The 22079-nt window shown below is 66.4% G+C and carries 19 protein-coding genes and 1 pseudogene; 7 read left to right on the forward strand and 13 right to left on the reverse strand.

Translation table 11 applies throughout. The features are described from left to right. Positions 1 to 103: 103 nt before the first annotated feature. Complete coding sequence (locus KGM94_RS11190) at positions 104 to 571, forward strand: transposase (protein WP_300258395.1); 468 nt, start codon at positions 104 to 106, stop codon at positions 569 to 571. Between the two features lie 185 nt (positions 572 to 756). Here KGM94_RS11190 and lpdA read toward each other — a convergent pair whose 3' ends face one another. From lpdA to zapE, 8 genes are all read right to left on the reverse strand, one after another. Further along, the gene (gene lpdA / locus KGM94_RS11195; protein WP_300258398.1) at positions 757 to 2163 is read right to left on the reverse strand and encodes a dihydrolipoyl dehydrogenase; all 1407 of its coding nucleotides are present in this window, start codon (positions 2161 to 2163) and stop codon (positions 757 to 759) included. 88 nt (positions 2164 to 2251) lie between these two features. Beyond that, on the reverse strand, positions 2252 to 3484 hold the full coding sequence (odhB, locus tag KGM94_RS11200; protein WP_300258401.1) for a 2-oxoglutarate dehydrogenase complex dihydrolipoyllysine-residue succinyltransferase: 1233 nt from the start codon (positions 3482 to 3484) through the stop codon (positions 2252 to 2254). A gap of 156 nt (positions 3485 to 3640) precedes the next feature. After that, a complete protein-coding gene (locus KGM94_RS11205; RefSeq protein ID WP_300258404.1) occupies positions 3641 to 6598 on the reverse strand; it encodes a 2-oxoglutarate dehydrogenase E1 component in 2958 nt (985 codons plus the stop codon). Between the two features lie 139 nt (positions 6599 to 6737). After that, entirely contained in the window at positions 6738 to 7622 is an 885-nt protein-coding gene (sucD, locus tag KGM94_RS11210) for a succinate--CoA ligase subunit alpha (RefSeq protein ID WP_300258406.1), read from the reverse strand. Between the two features lie 33 nt (positions 7623 to 7655). Continuing rightward, positions 7656 to 8135: a DUF1579 family protein gene (locus KGM94_RS11215; protein WP_300258409.1), complete on the reverse strand. Its 480-nt coding sequence runs from the start codon at positions 8133 to 8135 to the stop codon at positions 7656 to 7658. Positions 8136 to 8139: 4 nt separating this feature from the next. Then, positions 8140 to 9336 carry an ADP-forming succinate--CoA ligase subunit beta gene (sucC, locus tag KGM94_RS11220; protein WP_300258412.1) on the reverse strand — a complete coding sequence of 399 codons (1197 nt, stop codon included), beginning with the start codon at positions 9334 to 9336 and terminating at the stop codon, positions 8140 to 8142. Between the two features lie 206 nt (positions 9337 to 9542). Next, positions 9543 to 10511 carry a malate dehydrogenase gene (gene mdh, locus KGM94_RS11225; protein ID WP_300258415.1) on the reverse strand — a complete coding sequence of 323 codons (969 nt, stop codon included), beginning with the start codon at positions 10509 to 10511 and terminating at the stop codon, positions 9543 to 9545. A 134-nt stretch (positions 10512 to 10645) separates the two neighbouring features. Then, positions 10646 to 11830 (reverse strand): cell division protein ZapE, encoded by a 1185-nt coding sequence (gene zapE, locus KGM94_RS11230; protein ID WP_300258419.1) that lies wholly within the window; start codon positions 11828 to 11830, stop codon positions 10646 to 10648. 112 nt (positions 11831 to 11942) lie between these two features. Between zapE and KGM94_RS11235 the strand changes: the two genes are divergently transcribed. After that, on the forward strand, positions 11943 to 12197 hold the full coding sequence (locus KGM94_RS11235; RefSeq protein ID WP_300258422.1) for a type II toxin-antitoxin system VapB family antitoxin: 255 nt from the start codon (positions 11943 to 11945) through the stop codon (positions 12195 to 12197). Then, positions 12197 to 12589, forward strand: coding sequence for a type II toxin-antitoxin system VapC family toxin (locus KGM94_RS11240; protein WP_300258425.1), 393 nt, complete (start codon positions 12197 to 12199; stop codon positions 12587 to 12589). The genes KGM94_RS11235 and KGM94_RS11240 overlap by 1 nt, the downstream gene beginning before the upstream one ends. Positions 12590 to 12628: 39 nt before the next feature. On the opposite strand, the gene thpR is transcribed toward KGM94_RS11240, so the two are convergent. Beyond that, positions 12629 to 13165, reverse strand: a complete 537-nt coding sequence (gene thpR / locus KGM94_RS11245; protein WP_300258428.1) for an RNA 2',3'-cyclic phosphodiesterase — start codon at positions 13163 to 13165, stop codon at positions 12629 to 12631. Positions 13166 to 13334: 169 nt separating this feature from the next. Further along, positions 13335 to 13979 (reverse strand): arylesterase, encoded by a 645-nt coding sequence (locus KGM94_RS11250; protein ID WP_300258448.1) that lies wholly within the window; start codon positions 13977 to 13979, stop codon positions 13335 to 13337. Between the two features lie 55 nt (positions 13980 to 14034). Between KGM94_RS11250 and KGM94_RS11255 the strand changes: the two genes are divergently transcribed. From KGM94_RS11255 to KGM94_RS11270, 4 genes are all read left to right on the forward strand, one after another. Continuing rightward, positions 14035 to 14754 (forward strand): ABC transporter ATP-binding protein, encoded by a 720-nt coding sequence (locus KGM94_RS11255; RefSeq protein ID WP_300258430.1) that lies wholly within the window; start codon positions 14035 to 14037, stop codon positions 14752 to 14754. Beyond that, the gene (locus KGM94_RS11260; protein ID WP_300258433.1) at positions 14751 to 17321 is read left to right on the forward strand and encodes an ABC transporter permease; all 2571 of its coding nucleotides are present in this window, start codon (positions 14751 to 14753) and stop codon (positions 17319 to 17321) included. The genes KGM94_RS11255 and KGM94_RS11260 overlap by 4 nt, the downstream gene beginning before the upstream one ends. A 292-nt stretch (positions 17322 to 17613) precedes the next feature. Beyond that, a complete protein-coding gene (locus KGM94_RS11265) occupies positions 17614 to 18405 on the forward strand; it encodes a Bax inhibitor-1/YccA family protein (protein ID WP_300258436.1) in 792 nt (263 codons plus the stop codon). Positions 18406 to 18546: 141 nt separating this feature from the next. Beyond that, complete coding sequence (locus tag KGM94_RS11270) at positions 18547 to 19077, forward strand: GNAT family N-acetyltransferase (RefSeq protein WP_300258439.1); 531 nt, start codon at positions 18547 to 18549, stop codon at positions 19075 to 19077. A 24-nt stretch (positions 19078 to 19101) separates the two neighbouring features. On the opposite strand, the gene KGM94_RS11275 is transcribed toward KGM94_RS11270, so the two are convergent. From KGM94_RS11275 to KGM94_RS11285, 3 genes and pseudogenes are all read right to left on the reverse strand, one after another. Continuing rightward, complete coding sequence (locus tag KGM94_RS11275; RefSeq protein WP_300258442.1) at positions 19102 to 19497, reverse strand: DUF2794 domain-containing protein; 396 nt, start codon at positions 19495 to 19497, stop codon at positions 19102 to 19104. Positions 19498 to 19994: 497 nt separating this feature from the next. Next, positions 19995 to 20771, reverse strand: coding sequence for a thioredoxin family protein (locus KGM94_RS11280; protein WP_300258445.1), 777 nt, complete (start codon positions 20769 to 20771; stop codon positions 19995 to 19997). Positions 20772 to 21033: 262 nt separating this feature from the next. Beyond that, positions 21034 to 22079 (reverse strand): annotated as a pseudogene (locus tag KGM94_RS11285) (aconitate hydratase); the annotation flags it as partial.

Below are 22079 nucleotides of genomic sequence, written 5' to 3' on the forward strand. Positions count from 1 at the left end.
GAGGGCGGCGCGGCCACAACGGCGCCACGCGGCGGCGCGGATACGACGCCGCCATGACGCCGCTGGGTTGGAAACCGGCATGCGCACCCGGTAAGACGCCGCCATGAAGCGCGGACATCTGCGGCGTTTGGATCGGGTCTGGATCGAGGACCCGATCTATTTCGTCACGACATGCGCAGAAGGCCGGTCGCCGATATTCGCCCACGCCGCCGCGCACGCCATTCTGCGCCGCCATCTCGAGCGGATGGCCGAGGTCGACGGCTGGAGCGTCGGGCGCTATGTCGTGATGCCCGATCACGTGCATTTCTTTTGCGCCCCCGCGCCGAACGCCCGTCCGCTGTCCGCCGCCGTCGGGGCCTTCAAGTCGACATCGTCGCGTTCGATCAAGCGGGAGACGGGACGCGACGGTCCGATCTGGCAGCGCGAGTTTTTCGACCACGTCTTGCGGAGCCGCGAAAGCTACGATTCGAAATGGCGATACGTCGCGGAGAATCCGGTCCGCGCGGGGCTGGCCGCCGCGCCCGCCGACTGGCCCTATGCGGGGGAGGTCGTTCCGCTGGAAGTCGCATAGTGGCCTGCCGTCGCAGCGCCGCCCTGTGGTCGCGCCGCCCTGTGGCCGCGCCGCCCGCGGCGCGGCGACGCCGACGCGCCTCCCAGGCAACGTGGGCGATGGTCGACAGGCCGCGCCGAGGGCGGCGCGGCCACAACGGCGCGCCCGCACTTACGGCGCGGCGGAGCCGTCGCCGCCGTTCCGCCTCACGCGTGGATCGCGCGCTTGTCGACCGCCAGCGCCGCTTCCTTGACGGCTTCCGACATCGTGGGATGGGCGTGGCACGTGCGCGCGAGGTCTTCCGCGGAGCCGCCGAACTCCATCAGCACCGCCGCCTCGTGGATCATCTCGCCGGCGCCCGCGCCGACGATGTGCACGCCGAGCACGCGGTCGGTCGCGGAATCGGCCAGCACCTTCACGAAGCCCTGCGTCGCGCGGTTGGCGCGCGCGCGGCCGTTGGCGAGGAACGGGAACTTGCCGACGCGATAGGCGACGCCCTCCGCCTTCAATTCCTCCTCGGAGCGGCCGACCGACGCGACTTCCGGCGACGTGTAGACGACCGCGGGGATGACGCCGTAGTTCACGTGGCCGGCCTTGCCGGCGATCAGCTCGGCGCAGGCGACGCCCTCGTCCTCCGCCTTGTGGGCAAGCATCGCGCCGCGCACGACGTCGCCGATCGCGTAGATCCCCGGCGCCGACGTGCGGAAGCCGCCGTCGATCGCCACGCGGCCGCGTTCGTCGAGCTTCACGCCGGCTTCGGCGAGGCCGAGGCCCTCCGTGAACGGCCGCCGGCCGACGGCGACCAGCACCGCGTCGGCCGCGATCTCGCGCGCGTCGCCGCCCGCCGCCGCCTCGTGACGCAGCAGCGCGCCCTTGGCGCCCTTCTCGACGCCGACGACCTTGCGGCCGAGATGGAAGACGACGCCCTGCTTTTCCAGCATGCGCTTGAACTGCTCGGCGACCTCGCCGTCCATGCCCGGCAGGATGCGGTCGAGATATTCGACCACGGTGACTTCGGCGCCGAGGCGGCGCCACACCGAGCCGAGTTCGAGACCGATCACGCCCGCGCCGATGACGACGAGCCTGCCCGGCACCTTGTCGAGCGACAGCGCACCGGTCGAGGACACGACGACCTTCTCGTCGAACTCGACCTTCACGCCCGGCGGAGAGGCGACGTCGGAGCCGGTGGCGATGACGATGTTCTTCGCCTCAATCGCCGTCACCTTGCCGTCGCCGGCCGTGACATCGACCTTGCCCGCGGCCTTGATCGTGCCAAGACCGTGGAAGCTGTCGATCTTGTGCTTCTTGAGCAGGAAGCCGACGCCGTTGACGTTCGCCGCCACCGTGTCGTCCTTGTGCTTCATGAAGGCGGCCATATCGAGCTTCGGCTTGCCGACGACGACGCCGAGCGCCGCCATGCCGTGGCCGGCCTCGTCGAACATCTCGGAAGCGTGCAGCACCGCCTTGGAGGGAATGCAGCCGACGTTGAGGCAGGTGCCGCCGTGGGTGGCGCGCTTTTCGACGACGGCCACCTTCATGCCGAGCTGGGCCGCGCGGATCGCGCAGACATAGCCGCCGGGGCCGGTGCCGATGACGATGAGGTCGTAGGACATTGGATAGCTCCGATGGAAGCGGCTGCGCACACAACCGCTTCGTCAAACACGCTCGGGAGCGCCGGCGCTGCGGGCCGGCGCGGCTGCATCACAGATCGAGCACGAGGCGCGCGGGATCTTCCAGCGCTTCCTTGACGCGCACGAGGAAGGTGACGGCTTCCTTGCCGTCGACGATGCGGTGATCGTAGCTGACCGCCAGATACATCATCGGGCGCACCTCGATCTTGCCGTTCACGACCATCGGGCGATCCTGGATCTTGTGCATGCCGAGGATGCCCGACTGCGGCGCGTTGAGGATCGGCGTCGACATCAGCGAGCCGTAGATGCCGCCGTTGGTGATGGTGAAGGTGCCGCCCTGCATCTCCTCGATCTTGAGCTGGCCGTCGCGGGCGCGGCGACCATAGTCGGCAATGCTCTTCTCGATGTCGGCGATCGACTTGTGGTCGCAGTCCCGCACCACGGGCACGACCAGGCCGCGGTCGGTGCCGACGGCGACGCCGACGTGATAGTAGTTCTTGTAGATCAGGTCGGTGCCGTCGATCTCGGCGTTGACGGCCGGAATGTCCTTCAGCGCCTGTACGCAGGCCTTGGTGAAGAAGCCCATGAAGCCGAGCTTGACGCCGTGCTTCTTCTCGAACGCGTCCTTGTACTGCGCGCGCAGCGCCATGACGTTGGTCATATCGACCTCGTTGAAGGTCGTGAGCATCGCGGCGGTGTTCTGCACGTCCTTGAGCCGGCGCGCGATGGTCTGGCGCAGCCGCGTCATCTTCACGCGCTCCTCGCGCGCGGCGTCGTCGGCCGGCGACGGCGCGCGGACCTGGACGGCGGCGGCCGGCTGGTTGACCGGGGTCGGCGCGGAGGCCGCGCGCTCGATCGCGGCGAGCATGTCGCCCTTGGTGACGCGGCCGTCCTTGCCGGAGCCCGGAACGGTCGAGGCATCGATGCCGGTCTCCACCGAGAGTTTTCGCACGGAGGGCGCGAGCGGGGCGTCGGCGGGCGGCGCCTTGGCGACAGCCGGTGCCGCGGCAGGAGCCGCCGCCGGTGCAGCCGCGGGCTTCGCCACCGCAGGCTTGGCGGCAGGCGCGGCGCCTTCGGTGATCTGGCCGAGCAGCGCGCCGACGGCCACCGTCTGGCCGTCCTTGGCGATGATCTCGCCGAGCGTGCCGGCCGACGGCGAGGGAACCTCGATGGTGACCTTGTCGGTCTCGAGTTCCACTAGCGGCTCGTCAACGGCGACGGGATCGCCGGCTTTCTTGAACCAGCGGCCGATGGTGGCCTCGGTGACGGATTCGCCGAGCGTCGGCACACGAATTTCAGTCATGGTCTTTTTCCCAGGGATCGCGAGTGCGGTCAAAAATTCGGACGTCACCGCCCGCGGGACGGGCGATCCGGTACTCCGCGACGTCAGCGATCACGACGGACGATGCGGCCTACCGGTGCCCCGCTTGCGCGGGGCACGACGCAGTTCAAAAGAGGTTCAGTTCAAGGCCTCGTCCAGGAACGCCTTGAGCTGGGCGAGATGCTTCGACATCAGGCCGGTGGCGGTGGCGGCGGAGGCCGCGCGTCCAACATAGCGCGGACGCCGGCTCGCGCCATTGACCTGGTTCAGGACCCATTCGAGGTAGGGCTCGATGAAGTGCCACGCACCCATGTTGCGCGGCTCTTCCTGGCACCAGACCACCTCGGCCTTCTTGAAGCGGGACAACTCCTGGACCAGCGCCTTCAGCGGCACCGGATAGAGCTGCTCGACGCGCATCAGATAGATGTCGTCGATGCCGCGCTTCTCGCGCTCCTCGTAGAGGTCGTAATAGACCTTGCCGGAGCAGAGCACGATGCGGCGGATCTTCTCGTCCGGCACGAGCTTGACGGCCTCGCTCGGCTGCATCTGCGCGTCGTCGTACAGAATGCGGTGGAAACTCGTTCCCTTGCCGAGTTCGTCGAGCCGCGACACCGCCCGCTTGTGACGCAGCAGCGACTTCGGCGTCATCACGATCAGCGGCTTGCGGATCTCGCGATGGAGCTGGCGGCGCAGCGCGTGGAAGTAGTTGGCGGGCGTGGTCGGATAGACCACCTGCATGTTGTCCTCGGCGCAGAGCTGCAAGAACCGCTCCAGGCGCGCGGAGGAGTGCTCCGGGCCCTGTCCTTCATAGCCATGCGGCAGCAGGCAGACGAGGCCGGACATGCGCAGCCATTTGCGCTCGCCCGAGGAGATGAACTGGTCGAACAGCACCTGCGCGCCATTGGCGAAGTCGCCGAACTGCGCCTCCCACAGCGTCAGCGTATTCGGCTCGGCGAGCGAATAGCCGTATTCGAAACCGAGCACGGCCTCTTCCGACAGCAGCGAGTTGATGACCTCGTAATGGCCCTGCTCGCCGCCGAGATGGTTGAACGGCGTGTAGCGGCTCTCGTCCTCCTGGTCGATCAGCACCGAATGGCGCTGCGAGAAGGTGCCGCGCTCGCAGTCCTGGCCGGACAGGCGGACGTGGTGGTTCTCGTTGAGCAGCGAGCAGAACGCCAGGGCCTCGCCGGTCGCCCAGTCGATGCCGACGCCGTTCTCGATCGCCTTGGCGCGGTTGTCGAGGAAGCGCTGGATGGTACGGTGGACGCGGAAACCGTCCGGCACCCTGGTGATCCTGCGGCCGATGTCCTTCAGCACCGATGTGTCGACGCCGGTGACGCCGCGCCGCGCGTCCTCTTCCTGGTCGGCGATCTTGAAGCCGGCCCATTTGCCGTCGAGCCAGTCGGCCTTGTTCGGCTTGTAGCTGGTGCCGGCCTCGAACTCCGCATCGAGCCGCGCGCGCCAGTCGGCCTTGGCCTTGTCGACCTCACCCTCGGTGATCACGCCCTCGGCAATCAGGCGCTTGGCGTAGTTGGTCAGCGTCGAGGGGTGGGCCGCGATCCTCTTGTACATCACCGGCTGCGTGAAGCCCGGCTCGTCACCCTCGTTGTGGCCGTAACGGCGATAACACCACATGTCGATGACGACGGGCTTGTGGAATTTCTGCCTAAACTCGATCGCGACCTTGGCCGCGAACACCACCGCTTCCGGATCGTCGCCGTTGACGTGGAAGATCGGCGCATCGATCATCTTCGCGAGATCCGACGGATAGGGCGAGGAACGCGAGTAGCGCGGGTAGGTGGTGAAGCCGATCTGGTTGTTGACGATGAAATGAAGAGAACCGCCGGTACGGTAGCCCTTCAGATCCGACAGCGCGAAGCATTCGGCGACCACGCCCTGGCCGGCGAACGCCGCGTCGCCGTGCATCAGGAGCGGCAGCACCGAGATGCGCATGTCCGGCGGATCGCCGTGCTGGTCCTGCTTGGCGCGCACCTTGCCGAGCACCACGGGATCGACGATCTCGAGATGCGACGGGTTGGCGGTCAGCGACAGATGGATGCGGTTGCCGTCGAACTCGCGGTCCGAGGAGGCGCCGAGATGATACTTGACGTCGCCGGAGCCTTCGACCGCGTCCGGATTGGCCGAGCCGCCCTTGAACTCGTGGAACAGCGCGCGGTGCGACTTGGCCATCACCTGGGTCAGCACGTTGAGCCGGCCGCGATGCGGCATGCCGAGCACGATCTCCTTCACGCCGAGATTGCCGCCGCGCTTGATGATCTGCTCCAGCGCCGGGATCAGCGACTCGCCGCCGTCGAGGCCGAAGCGCTTGGTGCCCGTGAACTTCACATCGCAGAATTTCTCGAAGCCCTCGGCCTCGACCAGCTTCATCAGGATGGCGCGGCGACCTTCGCGGGTGAACGAGATCTCCTTGTCCGGTCCCTCGATGCGTTCCTGGATCCAGGCCTTCTGCGCAGCGTTGGTGATATGCATGAACTCGACGCCGAGCGTCTGGCAGTAGGTGCGCTCGCAGATCGCGACGATCTCGCGCAGCGTGCCGTATTCGAGGCCAAGCACGTGATCGAGGAAGATCTTGCGGTCGAAATCGGCCTCGGCAAAGCCGTAGGTGCGCGGGTCGAGCTCCTCGCGATTGCGTTGCGCCTCGATGCCGAGCGGGTCGAGCTTGGCGTGGAAATGGCCGCGCATGCGGTAGGCGCGGATCAGCATCAGCGCGCGGACGGAATCGCGGGTGGCCTGCAGCACGTCGGCGGAGGTGAACTCGGCGCCTTTGGCCTGCGTCCTGGCGGCGATCTTGGCGCCGACGGCCTTCTCGACCTCGACCCAGTTGCCGTCCAAAGCCGAAGTCAGCTCGTCGCGCGGGGTCAGCGGCCAGTTGTCGCGGGCCCAGGACGGCCCCTCCGCGTTCTTGCGAACGTCTGCCGGCTGGTCCTTCAGGCTCTTGAAGAACTCCTGCCATTCGGCGTCGACCGAGGACGGGTCCTTCTCGTAACGGGAGTAGATGTCGTCGATGTAGGTGGCGTTTGTGCCCTGCAGAAATGATGAAAGGGCAAAGGCTGCGTTCGCGTCCTGGCGAGACATTCTGGATTCCTGGCGATTTTTCTTGGTTCGCGCATAGCATACGGCGCGCTGACGCCGACCCGCGGCAGCGGCCGGCGCGACGAACACCATTTATCCTATCTGGCGCGAAACTTCGCCCCGAAAACAACGAAGAACTGAACTAGTCTTTCAATTTTTCGGCAAGCGTATGTCCAAGCCTTGCGGGCGACGGAGAGACGGTGATTCCGGCCGATTGCATAGCCTCGGTCTTGGATCCGGCATCGCCCTTGCCGCCGGAGATGATTGCGCCGGCATGGCCCATGCGACGACCGGGCGGTGCGGTAACACCAGCGATGAATCCAACCATCGGCTTCTTGCGGCCGCGCTTGGCCTCGTCCTTGATGAACTGGGCGGCGTCCTCCTCGGCGGAGCCGCCGATCTCGCCGATCATGATGATGGAGGTGGTCTTGGGATCGCCGAGCAGCATCTCCAGCATGTCGATGAACTCGGTCCCCTTGACCGGGTCGCCGCCGATGCCGACCGCGGTGGTCTGGCCGAGGCCCTCCTGGGTGGTCTGAAACACGGCCTCATAGGTCAGCGTGCCAGAGCGCGAGACGATGCCGACGTTGCCGGGACGGAAGATATTGGCCGGCATGATGCCGATCTTGCACTCGCCGGCGGTCATCACGCCCGGGCAGTTCGGCCCGATCAGGCGCGACTTCGACCCGGCGAGCGAGCGCTTCACCCGCACCATGTCGAGCACCGGGATGCCTTCGGTGATGCAGACGATCAGCGGGATCTCGGCATCGATGGCTTCGCAGATCGCGTCCGCCGCGCCCGGCGGCGGCACGTAGATCACCGAGGCGTCCGCGCCGGTCTTCTCGCGTGCCTCGCGCACGGTGTCGAACACCGGCAGGCCGAGATGGATCGAGCCGCCTTTGCCCGGCGAGGTGCCGCCGACCATCTTGGTGCCGTAGGCGATCGCAGCCTCCGAGTGGAAGGTGCCGTTCTTGCCGGTAAAGCCCTGGCAGATGACCTTGGTATTCTTGTCGATCAGGATGGACATGAGGACTGCTTTCGCGAAACTGACGGTGAGAGGTCAATGGATGCGGCGATAGACGCCGGTGAGCACGTCGGCCCAGCCTTCGGCATCGGGCGAGAATTGGATCTTCATCGCATAGGAATTGTCGTCGATGATCTCGTAGACGTGGCGTGCGTTGCCGCGCAGGGAGCCGCGCACCAGCGTCAGCGTCTGGCCGACCCAGCCGCCGGAGGCGGGCGAGGGCGGCGTGTAGCCGAGCGAGTCGTACCAGAACAATTTGTAGGTTCGGTCGTCGCGGTCCCAGGTGAACAGGCCGTGGGTGGCGAAGACGTCCTTGCCGTCGCGCATCTGCACGGTGTCCTGGATCAGGTAGAAGCCGTTGAGGTCGACGCGCGCCACGACCCGCGAAGTCGCCGGCCCGCCGGCGGTCCAGCGCGACGGGTAGACCACCTCCTCGCCATTCCATTCGCCGGCGAACGCGGCAAGGCGCGCGTGCTCCGGCAGCGGAGACGATTGAGCGAGATGGTCCTGGGGCATGGCTTCAGCCTCCCTTGACGGCCTTCACGATCTTCTGCGCAGCGTCGTCGAGATTGTCGGCCGGCAGCACGTTGAGTCCGGACTCCCGGATGATCTTCTTGCCGAGCTCGACATTGGTGCCCTCGAGGCGCACCACCAGCGGCACGCTGAGGCCCACTTCGCGTACGGCAGCCGTGACGCCCTCGGCGATCACGTCGCACTTCATGATGCCGCCGAAGATGTTGACGAGGATGCCCTTCACGTTGGGATCGGCGGTGATGATCTTGAAGGCGGCGGCGACCTTTTCCTTGCTGGCGCTGCCGCCGACGTCGAGGAAGTTGGCCGGTGCCATGCCGTAGAGCTTGATGATGTCCATCGTCGCCATGGCAAGGCCTGCGCCGTTGACCATGCAGCCGATGTTGCCGTCGAGCGCGACGTAGTTGAGGTCGTATTTCGATGCCTCGATCTCCTTGGCGTCCTCCTCGGTCTCGTCGCGCAGCGCCGAGACATCGGGATGACGGAACAGCGCGTTGTCGTCGAACGATACCTTGGCGTCGAGCACGCGGAGCTGGCCCTGCCTGGTCACGACCAGCGGGTTGATCTCCAGCATCGACATGTCCTTGGCGACGAAGGCCGCGTAGAGTTGCGTGGTGAGCTTTTCCGCCTGCTTGGCGAGGTCGCCGGAGAGCCGCAGCGCCTTGGCGACCGTACGGCCGTGATGGCCCATGACGCCGGTCGCCGGGTCGACCGAGAAGGTGACGATCTTTTCGGGCGTGTTGTGCGCGACGTCCTCGATGTTGACGCCGCCCTCGGTCGACACCACGAACGACACGCGCGAGGTCTCGCGGTCGACCAGGATCGAGAGATAGAATTCCTTGTCGATCTCGGAGCCGTCCTCGACGTAGAGGCGGTTGACCTGCTTGCCGGCGGCACCGGTCTGCACCGTGACTAGGGTCGCGCCCAGCATCTGCCTGGCGAACTCGGCGACCTCCGCGGGCGACTTGGCGATACGGACGCCGCCCTTGTCGCCGGCGCTGGCTTCCTTGAACTTGCCCTTGCCGCGGCCGCCGGCATGGATCTGGCTCTTCACCACCCAGACCGGGCCCGGCAGGCTCTTGGCGGCGGCTTCCGCATCGGCGGCCTTCAGGACCGGCACGCCCTTGGAGATCGGCACGCCGAACTCGTTCAGCAGCGCTTTGGCCTGGTATTCATGGATATTCATCTGGTCGCTCCCTGAACCCTCGCGCGGTGACCTTGAGGACTCACCTTAGTTTTATAGCTGGCATACCATATACCAAAGGAACTGCAATCCAGATTCTTGAGATCGCGAGTTCCTTTGGACTGCCGGGTCCGGAGCCGGCCCGACCGGGCGCCGGAGATGAAAGCGCCGAAGACCGGTTGACGGTCTTCGGCGGGATTGTCGTCCGATCAACGGCCCAACAGGTCGGGAGCGATCTTCTTGCAGGCATCGACCAGACCCTGCACCGCGCCCACCGACTTGTCGAAGGCCTCGCGGTCCTTGCCGCCGAGTTCGATCTCGACCACGCGCTCGACGCCCTTGGAGCCGATAATGACGGGCACGCCGACATACATGTCCTTCACGCCGTATTCGCCGTTGAGGTGGGCGGCGCAGGGCAGCACGCGCTTCTTGTCCCTCAGATAGCTCTCGGCCATGGCGATCGCGGAGGCCGCCGGCGCGTAGAAGGCCGAGCCGGTCTTCAGGAGGTTGACGATCTCGGCGCCGCCGTTGCGGGTGCGATCGACGATCTCGTCGAGGCGCGCCTGCGAGGTCCAGCCCATCTTGACGAGGTCCGGCAGCGGAATGCCGGCCACGGTGGAGTACTTCACCAGCGGCACCATGGTGTCGCCATGGCCGCCGAGCACGAAGGCGGTGACGTCCTCGACCGAGACGTTGAACTCGTCGGCGAGGAAGTAGCGGAAGCGCGCGGAGTCCAGCACGCCGGCCATGCCGACGACCTTCTTGTGCGGCAGGCCCGAGGCCTTCTGCAGCGCCCAGACCATGGCATCGAGCGGGTTGGTGATGCAGATGACGAAGGCCTCGGGGGCGTACTTCTTGATGCCGGCGCCGACCTGCTCCATGACCTTGAGGTTGATGGAGAGGAGATCGTCGCGGCTCATACCGGGCTTGCGCGGCACGCCGGCGGTGACGATGCAGACCTTGGCGTTGTCGAGCGCCTCGTAGGAATTGGCGCCGGTGTAGTGGGCGTCGAAGCCGTCGACCGGCGAGGACTGCGCGATGTCGAGCGACTTGCCCTGCGGCACGCCCTCGGCAATGTCGAACATCACCACGTCGCCCAGCTCTTTCAGGCCGATGAGATGAGCCAGCGTCCCGCCGATCTGGCCGGAGCCAATCAAAGCAATCTTGTCACGCGCCATGGGAAACCCGTCCTTTGAGATGTCCGCGAGGGGATGGAAAACTGAGAGGGTGGTTATCCCTTTCGCCTGCCCCGTTCAAGTCGCCGAATGCCCAATTGTCGGGCTCGGCGGGACGCGGCCCCGCGACAGGAACCTCAGGTCTCCACCAGGCCTTTGGTCGAGCCGCTGGCGGTGGAATCCTTGCGGCCGTGAGGCAGCGCCAGATAGGATTCCGAGCTCATCTCGATCAGGCGCGAGGCGGTCCGCTTGAACTCGTTGGCCTCGTTGCCTTCGTCGGCCAGATACAGCGACACCGGATTGGCTTCGGCCGAGGCCATCAGCTTCACCGCGTTGTCGTAGAGCGTATCGATCAGGGTGATGAAGCGCTTGGCGGCGTTGCGCTCGGCGTAGTCCATCACTGGAATACGGTCGACCAGGATGGTGTGGTAGTCGTGCGCGAGCCGCAGGTAGTCCGATGCGGCGAGTGGCTTCTGGCAGAGATCGGTAAACGAGAACCGCGCCACGCCGTGCGCCGAGCGCGGCACGTGCAGGATGCGTCCCTTGATGGAAATATCGCGCGGCTTGCCTTTGGCATGGCCGGTCATGCGCGCCCAGGCGCGGTCGAGCGCCGCGTCCGCGTCGCTGTCGGCCGGCACCAGCCACATCTTGACGCCCTGCAGCTTCTCCAGCCGGAAGTCGGTACGCGCGTCGAGCCGCAGCACGTCCATGTGGCTCTTGATGTGCGCGATGAAGGGCATGAACAGCGCGCGGTTCAGCCCACCCTTGTAGAGATCGTCGGGCGCGACGTTCGAGGTCGCGACCACGACGGTGCCGAGTTCGAACAGCTTGGCGAACAGCCGCCCGAGGATCATGGCGTCCGCGATGTCGGTGACGTGGAACTCGTCGAAGCAGAGCAGCCAGCTCTCGTCGAAGATCGCGCTGGCGGTGAGCGCGATGACGTCGCCGTCGGCGATCTCGCCCCGCGCGATGTTCTGGCGATAGCCATAGATGCGCTCATGCACCTCGGCCATGAATTCGTGGAAATGCGCGCGGCGCTTGTGCGCGACGGACGAGTGCTGGAAGAACAGATCCATCAGCATGGTCTTGCCGCGGCCGACCTCGCCATGGACGTAGAGCCCGCGCGGCGGTGTTTCGTCCTTGTCGCCGAACAGACGGCCGAGCAGGCCCTGTTTGCGCAGCGGCTTGTAGCCGGCCAGCCGGCGCTCCAGCGCCGCATAGGCCTCGGCGACCTCGGCCTGCGCCTCGTCGGGCTCGATCGCACCGGAGGCGACCAGCGCCTGGTATTCGGCGCGGAATGTCGATGGCGGGCTGGAGAGCATGGGCTCCTTACCGCCAGAGACCGGCGCAAATTGCAAGCCGGGAGCCGAACCTGTTGCTCCGCGCTACGATCTGGGGTAGAAACGTCCAGATTAGGTACCTAGGAACCTTCTTATGGCCCTGAGCATCAAGGACCCGGAAACCGAGCGCCTGGCCAGGAACCTGGCGCAACTCACCGGCGAGACCATCACCGCGGCAACCAGGCGCGCCGTCGAGGAACGGCTGCGCCGAGTTGGCGGGCAGACGCGCAAGATCGCGCTGTTGGAGGACATGGCCGAGATCCGCCGGCGCTGGAGCGAAATGCCGGTCATGGATGACCGCACGCCGGACGAGATTGTCGGATATGACGAGCACGGATTGCCGCGCTGATGGTGATCGACACGTCGGCGATCGTGGCCATCGCGCTCAACGAACCCGATGCATCGGAAATCGAAGCACGAATCGCGGATGATCCGATCCGGCTGATCTCTGCGGCAACCGTGGTCGAAGCGGCGATGGTGCTCGAAACGCGATTGGGCGATGCGGGCGGCCGCGAATTCGATCTTTGGCTCGTCAGGATCGGCGCCGAGATCGTCGCGGTCGACGCCGAACAAGCGAACGCGGCGCGACGCGCGTGGCGTCGCTTCGGCAGAGGACGTCACGTTGCCGCGCTGAACTACGGCGACTGCCTTGCCTACGCACTGGCCGCGACTCGTGGGGAGCCGCTGCTGTACAAGGGCGATGACTTTGCCAGGACCGACCTCAAGGCGGCGCACCGTTGATGCGAAGTGACCGGCCGCCACTTTGCTCGCGACGAGAATTCACGCACAGAGATCGTAGCTGTCCTCGACCACATACGGCCCGCCGCCGGTGGACGCGCGGGAGGAGAACAGCACAAAACGTTCGGCGGTGAACACCCTGCTCGGAAAGTAGCCGCGCACCGAGAGATAATCGGCGACGTCCTGGCTGGAGGCGTCGTGCAGCCGGGCCAGCGTGACGTGCGGCACGAACTTGCGCCCCTCGGGATCGAGGCCGATGCGCTGCATCATCCGCTCGAGTTCGGCCTGCAGCTCGATCAGCGGCCGGCTCGGCGCGATGCTCGCGACCACCGCGCGCGGCTTGCGGCCGCCAAAGCTCGTCAGTCCCTGCACCGTCACCTCGAACGGCTTGCGATTGACGCGAAACAGCAGCGCAGCGATCTCGTTGGCGGAGGCGCCATCGATATCGCCGATGAAGCGCAGGGTGACGTGGTAATTTTCGGGATCGACCCAGCGGGCGCCGGGAAGGCCGCCCCTCAAATTGGACAGCGTCTGGCCGACTTCGGCCGGAATTTCCAGACCCGTGAACAAACGCGGCATCGTCAACTCTCCCGATGCTTGGACGAGGCCTCAGGCAAGGCTCGTCCGAAATAGAGCCGGCAACGAATCACCGGTAACCTGATTCCTATCGCAGTTGTGCGGCTCTGCGAAGCGTACCCCGGCAAAGACCGGGAAAACTCCCGCGCGTAACGTCAGCGCTGCCGCTTTTTCAACGGCGCTGCTCGCTGATCGTGCCCAGAAATGCCTGCACGGCGGGCAGGATGTTCCCGACGATGACGTCGACGCCCGCGGCGGTCGGATGGATGCCGTCGGCCTGGTTGAGCTTGGCGTCGGCCGCCACGCCGTCGAGGAAGAACGGATAGAGCGTCACGCCGAACTTCTTCGCAAGCTCGGGATAGATCGCGTTGAAGCGCGCGGCGTAGTCGCTGCCGTAGTTCGGCGGCGCAAGCATGCCGCACAGCATCACCGCGATGTTGCGCGCCTTCAGCCGCGACACGATGTCGGAGAGCGCCGCGCGGGTGACGTCGGGATCGAGGCCGCGCAGTGCGTCATTGGCGCCGAGCTCGACGATCACACCCTCGGTTCCCTCCGGCACCGACCAGTCGAGCCGGTCGCGGCCGCCGGACGCGGTGTCGCCGGACACCCCGGCATTGGTCATGTCGACAGCTATACCCTTGTCCTGTAACGCCTTTTGCAACCTGGCCGGAAACGCCTCCTGGCCGGGCAGGCCGAGGCCGGCGCTCAGGGAATCGCCGAGCACGACGAGCTTGATCGGTTTTACGGTCGTTTGCGCCTGCGCGAGGCCGACGGTCGCCACCGTCATGAAGGCGAGCGCCAACACGGCCATGTGCATGAACAATCCGTAACACCTCTCGACCGCGCCATCGGAGTTGCCATATGACCGGACCATGGACAGTCGCATCGAATCCTCTTCGCTCGCCGGCACCGCCGCGGACACCATTTCCATCTCCAACGTCAACCTCTCATTGGGCACCGGCGCGGCACGCGTCCACATCCTCAAGGATATCAGCCTGCGGGTCGGCCGCAGCGAGGCGATCGGGCTGATCGGCCCGTCAGGCTCGGGCAAATCCACGCTGCTGATGGTGATGGCGGGGTTGGAGCGTCCCGATAGCGGAGAGGTGGTGGTCAACGGCACGCCTTTCAATGCCCTAGACGAGGACGCGCTCGCCCGCTTCCGCGGCCGCGAGGTCGGCATCGTCTTCCAATCCTTCCACCTGATCCCGACCATGACGGCGCTGGAGAATGCCGCGGTGCCGCTCGAGCTCGCCGGCAATCCCGACGCGGGCAAACGCGCCGCGGAGGAGCTCAACTCGGTCGGGCTCGGCGATCGCCTGCATCATTATCCGACGCAGCTCTCCGGCGGCGAGCAGCAGCGCGTCGCGCTCGCCCGCGCGCTGGCGCCCGATCCCGCGATCCTCGTCGCCGACGAGCCTACCGGCAATCTCGACGAGGCCACCGGAAAGCAGATCGTCGATCTCATCTTCGGCAAGCATGCCGAGCGCGGCATGACGCTGGTGCTGGTGACTCACGATGCCGCGCTCGCACATCGCTGCGACCGCGTGATCCGGCTGCGCTCCGGGCGCATCGATTCGCAATCCACCCCATGAGCATCGCTGTCGAACCCCGTGCGCCTCGTCGCCCGGCCGCGCTGTCGCTGCGCTACGCGTTGCGCGAATTGCGCGGCGGCCTGCGCGGCTTCTACGTCTTCATCGCCTGCATCGCGCTCGGCGTGATGGCGATCGCCGGAGTCGGCTCGGTGGCGGCGAGCCTCAACGAAGGCCTCGCGCGCGAAGGCCGCACGCTGCTCGGCGGCGACGTCTCCTTCGTGCTGTTCCAGCGTGAGGCCAGACCCGAGGAGGTCGCGTTCCTGCGCTCGCGCGGCACGCTCTCCATCGCGGCGACCCTGCGCGGCATGGCGCGCGCGGCCGACGGCAAGCTCGCGCTGGTCGAGATGAAGGCGGTCGACAATTCCTATCCGATGCTCGGCGAACTGACGCTGACGCCGCAGATGAAGCTTCCGGACCTGCTCGCGATGCGCGACGGCGCGTTCGGCGCCGCCGCCGATCCGGCGCTGCTGGCGCGGCTCAACCTCGAGACTGGCGATCGCGTCACCATCGGCAACGCCAGTTTCCAGATCCGCAGCGTGATCGAGGCCGAGCCGGACAAGCTCGCCGGCGGCATCGGCTTCGGCCCGCGCTTCCTGATCAGCGAGGAAGGCTTGCGCTCGACCGGCCTGCTACAACCGGGCAGCCTGGTGCGCTGGGTCTACCGGGTGAAGCTGCCGGACACAGCCAACGGCAACCGCGCGACCGCTTCCTTCATCGAGGACGCGCGCAACGCGGCGCCGCAGGCCGGCTGGGAGATCCGCAGCCGCTCCAACGCTTCGCCGCAACTCGAGCGCAACATCAACCGCTTCACGCAATTCCTGACGCTGGTCGGCCTTGCCGCGCTGCTGGTCGGCGGCGTCGGCGTCGCCAATGCCGTGAAGAGCCACATCGACCGCCGGCTCGAGGTGATCGCGGCGTTCAAGGCCGTGGGCGCCACGGGACGCGACGTGTTCGGCATCTATCTCGCGCAGGTGATCCTGCTCGCCAGCGTCGGCTCGGCGATCGGGCTGGCGCTCGGCGCGGCGCTGCCCTTCGTCATCGTCGGCCTGTTCGGCAAATTGCTGCCGCTGCCGGTGGTTCCGGCCGTGCATGCCGACGAGCTCGCACTGTCCCTGGTCTATGGCCTCCTGACGGCGCTCGCCTTCGGGCTGTGGCCGCTCGGACGCGTCCACGACGTGCCGGTCGCGGCGCTGTTCCGCGACACCATCAGCACCGAATGGCACCGACCGCGCTGGCGCTATCTCGCCCTCATGGGTGTGGTGATCGCGCTCCTGATCGCGGTCGTGATCGGATTGTCCTACGACAAGCGCGTCGCCGCGGTGTTCGTGCTGTCGTCGGCCGCGGTGTTCGCGCTGCTGCGCGGCATCGCCGCGGCGCTGATGGCGATCGCCGCCCGAGCCCCGCGCACGCGGCTGCCGATGCTGCGGCTCGCGGTCGCCAACATCCACCGGCCTGGCGCGCTGACCCCGTCGGTGGTGCTGTCGCTCGGCCTGGGCCTCGCCGTCCTCGTCACCATCACCCAGATCGACGGCAATCTGCGCCGTCAATTCCTGGCGGCGCTGCCGGAGCGCGCGCCGTCCTTCTACTTCATCGACATTCCCTCGACCGAGGCATCTCGATTCGACGCTTACCTGCGCCAGATCGCCCCCGGCGCCAAGGTCGAGGACGTGCCGATGCTGCGCGGGCGCATCGTCGCCGCGCGCGGGGTACGCGCCGAAGAGCTGAATCCCGCGACCGACGCCGAATGGGTGCTGCAGAGCGATCGCGGCCTGACCTATACCGGCGAGATCCCGAAGGGCTCCAAGGTGGTCGAGGGCCAATGGTGGAGCGCCGACTATTCCGGCCCGCCTCTGGTCTCGATGGAGAAGAAGATCGCCGACGGACTTGGCCTGAAGATCGGCGACGAGGTCGTGGTCAACGTGCTCGGCCGCGATATCCCGGCCCGGATCGGCAACCTGCGCAACATCGACTGGCAGGGGCTCGGCATCAATTTCGTGCTGGTGTTCTCGCCCAACGCCTTCAAGGGCGCCCCGCACACCCATATCGCGACGCTGACGGAAGCAGGCGGCGACGCCGCAGGCGACGGCCGCATCGTCAGGCAGGTCGCCGACGCCTACCCCATGGTGACGAGCGTACGGGTGCGCGAGGTGATGGAGACGGTCGGCTCGGTCGTGACCAACCTCGCGCTCGCGATTCGCGGCGCCAGTGCCGTAACCCTGATCTCCGCGATCCTGGTGCTGGGCGGGGCGCTCGCCGCCGGCCACCGCCACCGGGTCTATGACGCGGTGATCCTGAAGACGCTGGGGGCGACGCGGCTGCGGCTGCTCGGCGCCTATGCACTCGAATATCTCCTGATCGGGCTCGCCACCGCAGTGTTCGGCGTCTTCGCCGGCAGCGTCGCGGCCTGGCTGATCGTGACGAGGCTGATGACCCTGACCTTCATGTGGCAGGCCGGCAGCGCGGCCGGCGTGGTGGTCTCCGCGCTGGTGGTCACGGTGGGGCTCGGGCTTGTCGGCACGCTGCTGGCGTTGAACCAGAAGCCAGCCACGGTGTTGCGAAATTTGTGACAAATTGAAGCGGGTGTCATAGCAATATCCGGAAGGCCGCGATTCCCCGGATTCTCCGAGTTAACCACGCCTACGCGCCAGGATTGTAGCGGAAGGGCGACATTCAGCCGCGCGTGGACGCTTGCGGCGAATGTGTTAGTTTCCCACATATCGGATGGGTTCGGTAGCCGGCTTGATGACCGAAAGTTCTTGATGACCGAAAGTTAAGGTCGCAAAGCGACTTATCCGAGATAGAGTTTTGACGACCGCGGCGCCGCCCCTGGTGCCCCGGACAACCAACGGGAATTCGACCATGTCGGACCTAGACCGTAACCACGCTTCTCCTTTCGGCCGGGCCGCCGGGCGCGTTGACGCCGCGACGGTCGACGCCGGCCTGCGCGCATACATGCTGCGCGTCTACAACTACATGAGCATCGGGCTCGCCATCACCGGCCTCGCGGCACTCGGAGTCTATATGGCGGCCGTGACCGACGCGCCGACGGCCGACGCCATCCGGGTCGGCAAGATGTTCCTGACGCCGTTCGGCTACGCGATGTTCGTGAGCCCGCTGAAATGGCTGTTCATGCTGGCGCCGCTCGCCATGGTGTTCGTGATCTCGGCCGGCATCAACCGCCTTGCGCCCTCGACCGCCCAGATCCTGTTCTGGGTGTTCTCGGCGCTGATGGGCGTCTCGCTGTCCTCGATCTTCCTGGTGTTCACCCACACCTCGATCGTGCGGGTGTTCTTCATCACCGCGGCCACCTTCGGCGCGCTGAGCCTCTACGGCTACACCACCAGGCGCGACATGACCGGAATGGGATCGTTCCTGTTCATGGGCCTGGTCGGCATCATCATCGCCAGCCTCGTCAACCTGTTCCTGGCGAGTTCGGCGCTGCAGTTCATCGTGTCGGTGGGCGGCGTCCTCGTGTTCGCGGGCCTCACCGCCTGGGATACGCAGCGGCTGAAGAACGACTACATCTACGGCTACGCGGCGGCCGGCGGCGACGTCGCCGAGCGCGCGGCGATCACCGGCGCCCTGTCGCTGTACCTGAACTTCATCAACCTGTTCACGCTGCTCCTGCAGCTGCTCGGCCAGCGCGACTGACGCGGGCTCCGGGAGAACGACACGAGCCCCGGCCGCAAGGCCGGGGTTTTTGTTTGCTCCGTCATGTCCGGGCTTGTCTCACGTCCATGACGCATGCGGAAATGGCGTTGCCCGCAACAGAGCCCCTGCTATCTTCTCCCCATGTCCGCGCTTGAAATCCGGCCTACGAGCGAGGCCGACCTTCCCGCCATCACCGCCGTCTACGAGCACGCCGTGCGCCACGGCACCGCAACGTTCGAGCTGGTGCCGCCCGACCTTGCCGAGATGACGCGGCGCTACCGTGCGCTGGTCGACGGCGGCTATCCCTACTTCGTCGCTCTGCTCGACGGGCGCGTCGTCGGCTATGCCTATGCCGGCGCCTACCGGCCGCGGCCGGCCTACCGTTTCACGGTCGAGAATTCGATCTATCTCGATCCGTCCACGCACCGACGCGGCATCGGCCTGAAGCTCCTGGAACGGCTGATCCTGGAATGCGAGGTGCGCGGCTTTCGCCAGATGATCGCCGTCATCGGCGACTCCGCCAATGCCGGCTCGATCGGCGTCCACGCCAAGACCGGCTTCAAGCTGATCGGCACCCATCCCAATGTCGGCCTGAAATTCGGCCGCTGGCTGGATACGGTGATGATGCAGCGCGACCTCGGCGATGGCGCAAGCACGGTGCCGGGCGAGTAGTCCGGAGATGGGGTGACGGGCCCCTCACACCAGCGCGAGCTTGCGGTCGATGACGAGCAGCACGCGCTCGAGCTCGTGGCCGCGGCGCAGGATCAGACCCGTCGCCGAGATCACGCTGTACATGCCCTGCTTGCGCGCCAGCCGCGGGTCCTTCTCGATCCGGTAGATCGGCACCTCGGAGGCGCGGCGATAGACGGAGAACACGGCGCGGTCCTTGAGGAAGTCGATGGCGTAGTCGCGCCACTCGCCGTCGGCGACCATGCGGCCGTAGAGATTGAGGATACGGTGCAGTTCGAGCCGGTTGAACGTCACCCGTCCGGCTTGGAATCCGGCTTGGAAATTGACTTGGGTATTCGCAGCGGCGACGCGCGCCGCCGCGCGCTGCTCGCTCGGATCGGCTTCCTCCGACATCAGACTCATGGAGCGCCTCCTGTCGCGTTACGGCATGACCGCGTTCACGAAACCGTCCCGGCCCGGATCATGACCCCTGCATGATTGCGCCAACCGTGCGCCGCCGCAAGGGGCGCCCCCGGGCCGCTCGGGCCGAATTGAGGCCGGGCAAACCGCAAGAAGCGCCGGAACCGGGGCGCGGCAAGCCGTCACGGGATCGTTAGCGGGAATCATAGTGTCGCCGTTTTTCCGCCCCGCACCCGCCGCCCTGCATTGCGAAAAGAGTCCCTGTGCGTTGGCCCGGTCCTTTCGGTTCCGGATTCCTCAGCCCCCAGCCCCCCGGGGTCGTCAGGATCGGGCCTGTTCGCACGGCAAGAAGGGCCAACGCGAGTTGGTCCTTTTTTCGTTTGTCGCTCTCCGTCATTCCGGCGCGCGAGTCAGCGCGAGCCCGGAATCCATGGGCCCGACTTTCCGAATGGAGAAACGGATTCCGGGCCCCCGCCGAGAGCGCTTCCCGGAGTGCCCCCTCAGTGCAGCGAGGTGTACGCCGCGCCCAGCATCGGGCCGGGCTTGTCGCGGTTGCCGTCCTGGACGTAGACGACCGCGCCGTCGACGCCGTCGCGCATGAGATTTTCCAGCGGCACGGTCCAGCTTTCCGGGCTGCCGTTCCAGTCGCCGACCTTCAGGAGATTGCGCACCACGTTGTGGTAGGTGATTTCGCGTCCGCGATTTTCGCCGCGGGCGATCGAGATCGGCACCGCGCGCGCGATCGAGCAGATCCAGACCTCGCCATGCGAGACCGCCGGCGCCCTGCTCGCGGCCACCGATACGTTGATCTGCCGGCCGGCGAGCGACATCGTCACCGGCACGCTCATCACGGTATCATTCTTGACGGTCCTGCCGATCGCGTTTTCGATCCCGGCGCGATCGCTGCCGAGCACATGCGCGGCGCCGTTGACCACGGCCTGCGGCGTGTAGACCTCGCGGTCGCCGCGCACCCGCGAATAGGCGCGCTGCCGCGCCGAGAAGCGCGCATCCGCCAGCGTGTCCTTCCAGCCGAGATAGTCCCAATAGTCGATCGGCATGCTGAGCGCGATGATGGATGGATCGTCGGACAGTTCGCCGATGATCTTGTCGGCCGGCGGACAGGACGAGCAGCCCTGCGATGTGAACAGTTCGACCACGGCGCGGGGATCGGCGTCGGCGGGATGAATGATGGCGATGATGGCGCAGACGCCGAGCGCTCCGGACCAGAACGCACTGGACCGACGCGAGGTCGGAGGGGAGCCCGTCATTGCAGCCATGTCGAACGCCGTACACCGTAGCTGTTGCCGAGGGAAAAAGGTCTCGAGGAAAAAGATCTCACCGAATCGGTCACCGTAATCTTACGGACGCGCGACTTGCGGATACCAAACCTGCGGACACTCCGTCATCCGAGGCGGGATGCTTCGCCGGATCGGCCGATCCGGTTCGTACCGCAGACACGCGAAAGGCGGCCCTTGATAGGCCGCCTTTCGTCAAGCTGCCACTCACTTCGCAGTGAGCCATCGTTCACAAATCCGCGTGTTACGCCGCGAGTTTGCGCAGCACATAATGCAGGATGCCGCCGTTGCGGTAGTAGTCGAGCTCGTCCAGCGTATCGATGCGGCAGAGCAGCGGGACGCGCGTGAGCGAGCCGTCCCCGGAGACGATTTCCGCAGTCAGCTTCTGGCGCGGCTTCAGGTCGCCGACCAGGCCGCGCAGCGTCACCTTCTCGTCGCCCTTCAGTCCCAGCGACTGCCAGGAGGTGCCGTCCTCGAAGGTCAGCGGCAGCACGCCCATGCCGACCAGGTTGGAGCGGTGGATGCGCTCGAAGCTCTGGCAGATCACGGCGCGCACACCGAGCAGGCGCGTGCCCTTCGCCGCCCAGTCGCGCGAGGAGCCGTTGCCGTATTCGGCGCCGGCGAACACCACCAGCGGCACGCTCTCCTGCTGGTACTTCATTGCGGCGTCGTAGATCGACATCTGCTCGCCGTCGGGCCAGTGCTTGGTCAGGCCGCCCTCGGGGATATTGCCGTCGGCGCCCTTGAGCATGAAGTTCTTGATGCGGATGTTGGCGAAGGTGCCGCGCATCATCACTTCATGGTTGCCGCGCCGCGTGCCGTACTGGTTGAAGTCGGCGGGACGCACCTGGTGCTCGCTGAGATACCTGCCCGCGGGCGAGGTGAGCTTGATCGAGCCGGCCGGCGAGATGTGGTCGGTGGTGATCTTGTCGCCGAACATGGCGAGGATCCGCGCCTCGACGATGTCGGTGACCGGCTCCGGCTGCTTCTTCATGCCCTCGAAATAGGGCGGGTTCTGCACGTAGGTCGAGCTCATGTTCCAGCGATAGGTTTCGCTCTCGACCGTCTTGATCTTGCGCCAGTTGGTGTCGCCCTTGAACACGTCCGCATAGCGCTTCTTGAAGATCGACGCGGTCACGAATTTCTTCATGAAGGCGTTGATGTCCTTGGTCGTCGGCCAGATGTCCTTCAGGTAGACCGGCTTGCCGTCCTTGCCCTCGCCGAGCGGCTCGGTGGCGAGGTTCTTGGTTACGCTGCCTGCGAGCGCGTAGGCCACGACCAGCGGCGGCG

Origin of the sequence: Bradyrhizobium sp. (assembly GCF_028868675.1) — a bacterium.
Lineage (GTDB): Bacteria > Pseudomonadota > Alphaproteobacteria > Rhizobiales > Xanthobacteraceae > Bradyrhizobium.

Bases quoted from the DNA above. Each gene is read 5' to 3' on its own strand.
- KGM94_RS11190 (WP_300258395.1), top strand. From the start codon at position 104: ATGAAGCGCGGACATCTGCGGCGTTTGGATCGGGTCTGGATCGAGGAC.
- lpdA (WP_300258398.1), bottom strand. From the start codon at position 2,163: ATGTCCTACGACCTCATCGTCATCGGCACCGGCCCCGGCGGCTATGTC.
- odhB (WP_300258401.1), bottom strand. From the start codon at position 3,484: ATGACTGAAATTCGTGTGCCGACGCTCGGCGAATCCGTCACCGAGGCC.
- KGM94_RS11205 (WP_300258404.1), bottom strand. From the start codon at position 6,598: ATGTCTCGCCAGGACGCGAACGCAGCCTTTGCCCTTTCATCATTTCTG.
- sucD (WP_300258406.1), bottom strand. From the start codon at position 7,622: ATGTCCATCCTGATCGACAAGAATACCAAGGTCATCTGCCAGGGCTTT.
- KGM94_RS11215 (WP_300258409.1), bottom strand. From the start codon at position 8,135: ATGCCCCAGGACCATCTCGCTCAATCGTCTCCGCTGCCGGAGCACGCG.
- sucC (WP_300258412.1), bottom strand. From the start codon at position 9,336: ATGAATATCCATGAATACCAGGCCAAAGCGCTGCTGAACGAGTTCGGC.
- mdh (WP_300258415.1), bottom strand. From the start codon at position 10,511: ATGGCGCGTGACAAGATTGCTTTGATTGGCTCCGGCCAGATCGGCGGG.
- zapE (WP_300258419.1), bottom strand. From the start codon at position 11,830: ATGCTCTCCAGCCCGCCATCGACATTCCGCGCCGAATACCAGGCGCTG.
- KGM94_RS11235 (WP_300258422.1), top strand. From the start codon at position 11,943: ATGGCCCTGAGCATCAAGGACCCGGAAACCGAGCGCCTGGCCAGGAAC.
- KGM94_RS11240 (WP_300258425.1), top strand. From the start codon at position 12,197: ATGGTGATCGACACGTCGGCGATCGTGGCCATCGCGCTCAACGAACCC.
- thpR (WP_300258428.1), bottom strand. From the start codon at position 13,165: ATGCCGCGTTTGTTCACGGGTCTGGAAATTCCGGCCGAAGTCGGCCAG.
- KGM94_RS11250 (WP_300258448.1), bottom strand. From the start codon at position 13,979: ATGCACATGGCCGTGTTGGCGCTCGCCTTCATGACGGTGGCGACCGTC.
- KGM94_RS11255 (WP_300258430.1), top strand. From the start codon at position 14,035: ATGGACAGTCGCATCGAATCCTCTTCGCTCGCCGGCACCGCCGCGGAC.
- KGM94_RS11260 (WP_300258433.1), top strand. From the start codon at position 14,751: ATGAGCATCGCTGTCGAACCCCGTGCGCCTCGTCGCCCGGCCGCGCTG.
- KGM94_RS11265 (WP_300258436.1), top strand. From the start codon at position 17,614: ATGTCGGACCTAGACCGTAACCACGCTTCTCCTTTCGGCCGGGCCGCC.
- KGM94_RS11270 (WP_300258439.1), top strand. From the start codon at position 18,547: ATGTCCGCGCTTGAAATCCGGCCTACGAGCGAGGCCGACCTTCCCGCC.
- KGM94_RS11275 (WP_300258442.1), bottom strand. From the start codon at position 19,497: ATGAGTCTGATGTCGGAGGAAGCCGATCCGAGCGAGCAGCGCGCGGCG.
- KGM94_RS11280 (WP_300258445.1), bottom strand. From the start codon at position 20,771: ATGGCTGCAATGACGGGCTCCCCTCCGACCTCGCGTCGGTCCAGTGCG.